Consider the following 1,532-nt stretch of genomic DNA (forward strand, 5'->3'; position numbering starts at 1 on the left):
GCCTCGAAGAGGCCGCCGATTTGAGTTTTATTTCTTGGGTAAGGTATTGTTCTTTTAAAGTATGTATCAAGTAATTTTTTACACGATTGATTACTATGTTATAAGATTCAATAGCATTTTCTATCTGGATAAATCTGTTATAATTCGAGGAAAATCATTTATGGTATCGCTCTGCTTATAATAAAGTTGACTTTTACAAAAATTTGAATCTAAAGTAATCCTGTACATTTGCTAATGGATCAACGTTTCTAACTATTCTATATTTTAAATTTTTTGATTTAAAATAGTCTATCAGTTCAGTGATATTTCTAGGTTTCATAAACTACTTGACATTGGAGGCTCAGGTATCTTAGATTTAAAGTTTTTTGAAGCTATTTCGACAATCATATTTTTGTTATCATTCACATTATAAAAAAATAATACTGCTTTTTCAGGAAGCATTTTGTCATTTTCACTCATGCCAAAGTATAGTATTTCTTTAATTAACCCCTTTTCATTATAGAATGTTTGTTCCTTACGTACTAAAAACTTTGAATCCTCAAATCGATATGTATGAAACTCCATACTTTTTTTATTATCATCATATAAATATAAGTATTGAAATACCTGCTTTCCTGATTCAGTAAATTCATTTTTTTCAATTAACCTTTTTTTATCATCGTACTTATAATAGGTTGTTCCTCCAACTGTGCTTTTATAAATTTGTTCGTCTTTATAATAATCTGTCACACAGGTTTTAAAAGTACTAGGGGAGCTTGAACTGAGGTATTCTTCTTTGCATTGAGTTATACTATTGTGAACTTTGTCCAAGGTATATTTGTAATTTTCACGTGATAAAATTGTATCTTTCTCACCTACTTTATAGGATTTTTCCTCAATATTTACAACCCTATTATCATTATCATAATTTTCAATTCTGGAGACTTTATAAATATCATTTTTTTTCCAAACACTTTTACTTATTTTCATTACCTTCTCACCATAAGTATATTTTTCATGGGCAGATAATTTTAAAAAATTCTTTATTTCACTATTGTAAATGTATCTTTTTAAGTTCAACAACCTATTTTCTTCATCATATAAAAATATTTCCTTTTTGGAAAGGGCGAAATTTCCCAAAAAATCAGAAAATTCTTTTTTTTTCTTAGCTGAATCTATTTTTGTTATTGATTTTAGCTCAAATGTTTTATTATCATAAGCTTTGGCTATTATTTTTTGCTCTTTTTCAGAAAGATTAATCACAGCGATTTTTTCTTGTCCTTTATAATTCCAAGGTATTAGTATTAAAAAAATGAATAGCCCTTGAAATGCTTTCATTTTATCTTGTGTGTGCTGTACATATTCTTGCTTAATTATTATTTTAAAACCTTTGTTTATCATTTGTCTGTAATTCTAATTTGTAGTTAAAAAATATTGTAATAAATTTTTATTTACCAATAAAAATTTATTACAATATTTCTATAAGCATCAAAGTTTATTGTATCTTTTTTATTATAGAATAAATAGCTTTCGCATAAAGAATTATTTAAAAT

1 protein-coding gene is annotated in these 1,532 nt (G+C 25.8%); it reads right to left on the reverse strand.

The window, feature by feature from the left end:
• Positions 1–315: 315 nt before the first annotated feature.
• Positions 316–1,380 carry a hypothetical protein gene (locus tag WH267_RS25025; RefSeq protein WP_340011710.1) on the reverse strand — a complete coding sequence of 355 codons (1,065 nt, stop codon included), beginning with the start codon at positions 1,378–1,380 and terminating at the stop codon, positions 316–318.
• Positions 1,381–1,532 lie beyond the last annotated feature (152 nt).

This window comes from Chryseobacterium sp. MYb328 (assembly GCF_037572595.1).
Classification (GTDB): Bacteria; Bacteroidota; Bacteroidia; order Flavobacteriales; family Weeksellaceae; genus Chryseobacterium; species Chryseobacterium pennae.

What these genes read in the sequence shown, in the direction of transcription:
- WH267_RS25025 (WP_340011710.1), bottom strand. Translation starts at nt 1,380, where the DNA reads ATGATAAACAAAGGTTTTAAAATAATAATTAAGCAAGAATATGTACAG.